The following is a 2448-nucleotide window of genomic DNA, read 5'->3' as shown; positions in this document are numbered from 1 at the left end:
TCTTCTCGTAGCCCTGCGTCACGCCCTGGACGATGTTCGCCAGGAGGGTGCGCGTGAGGCCGTGCAGCGCGCGGGACTCGCGCTCGTCGTCCGGGCGCGACACCACGAGGGTGGCGTCCTCCTGGGCGACCTGGATGGGGGCGGGCACGTTGTGCTCGAGCGAGCCCTTGGGGCCCTTCACGGTCACGAGCGCACCGCTGATGGTGACGTCCACTCCGGCGGGAACCGGAACGGGGATCTTGCCGATTCGAGACATGGCGTATCTCCTTTCCGATTACCAGACGTAGGCGAGGACTTCGCCGCCCACGCCCTTCGTGGCGGCCTGCTTGTCGGTGAGCAGGCCGGAGGACGTGGACAGGATCGCCACGCCCAGGCCGCCGAGAACCTTCGGCAGCTCGGTGGACTTGACGTACTTGCGCAGGCCCGGCTTGGACACGCGGCGCACGCCGGCGAGGCTGCGCTCACGGTTCGGGCCGAACTTCAGCTGGATGGTGAGGTTCTTGCCCACCGTCGCGTCCTCGACGCTCCAGCCGGAGATGTAGCCCTCAGCCTGGAGGATCTCGGCAATGTGCGACTTCAGCTTCGAGTACGGCATGGTCACCGTCTCGTGGTAAGCCGAGTTCGCGTTCCGCAGACGCGTCAGCATGTCTGCGATCGGGTCGGTCATCGTCATCGGGCTCTAGCCCTTCCTCGACGTGGTATCCGGGCGGAGGCGCGCCGTGCGGCGCGCTCCGCCAGGACCTACGACGTAGTTGTTACCAGCTGCTCTTGGTGACGCCGGGAAGCTCACCACGGTGGGCCATCTCGCGCACGCAGACGCGGCACAGGCCGAACTTGCGGTACACCGAGTGCGGACGACCGCACTTCTGGCACCGGGTGTAGGCGCGGACCGCGAACTTGGGCTTGGCGGCCGCCTTGTTGATCAGGGCCTTCTTCGCCATGTCAGTTCTCCTTGAAGGGGAAGCCGAGACGGCGCAGCAGGGAGCGGCCCTCGTCATCGGTCGTCGCCGTGGTCACGATCGTGATGTCCATACCGCGGACACGGTCGATCTTGTCCTGGTCGATCTCGTGGAACATCGACTGCTCCGTGAGGCCGAACGTGTAGTTGCCGTGCCCGTCGAACTGCTTGGGCGACAGGCCGCGGAAGTCGCGGATGCGCGGCAGGGCGATCGACAGGAGGCGGTCCAGGAACTCCCACATGCGGTCGCCGCGCAGCGTGACGTGCGCGCCGATCGGCATGCCCTCGCGCAGCTTGAACTGCGCGATGGACTTGCGGGCCTTGGTCACCTGCGGCTTCTGGCCGGTGATCGCGGACAGGTCGCGGATGGCGCCCTCGATGAGCTTCGAGTCCTTGGCGGCGTCACCGACACCCATGTTCACGACGATCTTCGTGACGCGGGCGACCTGGTTGACGTTCTCGTGCCCGAACTCCTCGCGCAGACCGGAGACGATCTCCTCGCGGTAGCGCTGCTTCAGACGGGGCACCTCGGGGGCGACGATCTCGGTGCTCATCAGATGTCCTTCCCGGAGCGCTTGGCGACACGCACGCGCACGGTGCGCTTGCGGCCGTCACGCTCGACCTCTTCGGTGCGGTACCCGACGCGGGTGCCCTTCTTGGTCTCCGGGTCGACGACCATCACGTTGCTGATGTGGATCGGGGCCTCGACGGTCTCGATCCCACCGGTCCGCGTGCCGCGCTGCGACTGGCCGACCTTGGTGTGCTTGGTGACGCGCTGGACGCCCTCGACGATGACGCGGTCACGGTCGGTGAGCACCTCGAGGACGCGGCCCTGCTTGCCCTTGTCCTTGCCGGCGATGACGACGACGAGGTCGCCCTTCTTGATCTTGGCCATGGTCAGAGCACCTCCGGAGCCAGCGAGATGATCTTCATGAACCGCTTGTCGCGCAGCTCGCGCCCGACCGGGCCGAAGATGCGCGTCCCGCGCGGCTCGCCGTCGTTCTTGAGGATCACGGCGGCGTTCTCGTCGAACTTGATGTAGGAACCGTCCGGACGACGGCGCTCCTTGGCGGTGCGGACGACGACGGCCTTGACCACGTCACCCTTCTTCACGTTGCCGCCCGGGATCGCGTCCTTGACGGTTGCGACGATGACGTCGCCGATTCCGGCGTAGCGACGGCCCGAGCCACCGAGAACGCGGATGCAAAGGATCTCCTTGGCACCCGTGTTGTCGGCGACACGAAGTCGCGACTCCTGCTGGATCATGTAATGAACTCCTGTCGTCGAGCCGGTTCTCGCACGAGGCGAGCCTTGCCGAACGGATAGCTGTCAGTGCCGGGTCCCTCGCGGGTGAACCGGCCAGGACCGGGCGGTGGACCCGCCCGACCTGTCCTCACTGGTTGCCGCACCGCGGTGCGGCACGAGAGCGGTCGTGGAGGGGGGGGGGGGGCCGCCCCGCACCACCCGGGGTTAAAATGGGGCTATAGATG

At 67.0% G+C, this 2448-nt stretch carries 6 protein-coding genes; all 6 read right to left on the bottom strand.

Annotated elements, in window-relative coordinates; genetic code table 11:
• The coding region (locus tag ACFVQZ_RS36390; protein ID WP_383629168.1) for a 50S ribosomal protein L6 at positions 1-256 on the bottom strand (256 nt) is incomplete at its 3' end.
• 18 nt (positions 257-274) lie between these two features.
• The gene (gene rpsH, locus ACFVQZ_RS36385) at positions 275-673 is read right to left on the bottom strand and encodes a 30S ribosomal protein S8 (protein WP_021480435.1); all 399 of its coding nucleotides are present in this window, start codon (positions 671-673) and stop codon (positions 275-277) included.
• An 82-nt stretch (positions 674-755) separates the two neighbouring features.
• A complete protein-coding gene (locus ACFVQZ_RS36380) occupies positions 756-941 on the bottom strand; it encodes a type Z 30S ribosomal protein S14 (protein ID WP_377225104.1) in 186 nt (61 codons plus the stop codon).
• Position 942: 1 nt separating this feature from the next.
• On the bottom strand, positions 943-1512 hold the full coding sequence (gene rplE, locus ACFVQZ_RS36375; protein WP_047233817.1) for a 50S ribosomal protein L5: 570 nt from the start codon (positions 1510-1512) through the stop codon (positions 943-945).
• Complete coding sequence (rplX, locus tag ACFVQZ_RS36370) at positions 1512-1853, bottom strand: 50S ribosomal protein L24 (RefSeq protein ID WP_021480432.1); 342 nt, start codon at positions 1851-1853, stop codon at positions 1512-1514. The genes rplE and rplX overlap by 1 nt, the downstream gene beginning before the upstream one ends.
• Positions 1854-1855: 2 nt before the next feature.
• Positions 1856-2224 carry a 50S ribosomal protein L14 gene (rplN, locus tag ACFVQZ_RS36365; protein WP_021480431.1) on the bottom strand — a complete coding sequence of 123 codons (369 nt, stop codon included), beginning with the start codon at positions 2222-2224 and terminating at the stop codon, positions 1856-1858.
• Positions 2225-2448 lie beyond the last annotated feature (224 nt).

It is taken from the genome of Streptomyces sp. NPDC057854, assembly GCF_042797055.1.
Classification (GTDB): Bacteria; Actinomycetota; Actinomycetes; order Streptomycetales; family Streptomycetaceae; genus Streptomyces.
Note: the sequence above shows the minus strand (reverse complement) of the source record. Positions and strands in the feature narration are given on the sequence as shown.

Bases quoted from the DNA above. Each gene is read 5' to 3' on its own strand.
- rplX (WP_021480432.1), bottom strand. From the start codon at position 1,853: ATGGCCAAGATCAAGAAGGGCGACCTCGTCGTCGTCATCGCCGGCAAG.
- rpsH (WP_021480435.1), bottom strand. From the start codon at position 673: ATGACGATGACCGACCCGATCGCAGACATGCTGACGCGTCTGCGGAAC.
- rplE (WP_047233817.1), bottom strand. From the start codon at position 1,512: ATGAGCACCGAGATCGTCGCCCCCGAGGTGCCCCGTCTGAAGCAGCGC.
- ACFVQZ_RS36380 (WP_377225104.1), bottom strand. From the start codon at position 941: ATGGCGAAGAAGGCCCTGATCAACAAGGCGGCCGCCAAGCCCAAGTTC.
- rplN (WP_021480431.1), bottom strand. From the start codon at position 2,224: ATGATCCAGCAGGAGTCGCGACTTCGTGTCGCCGACAACACGGGTGCC.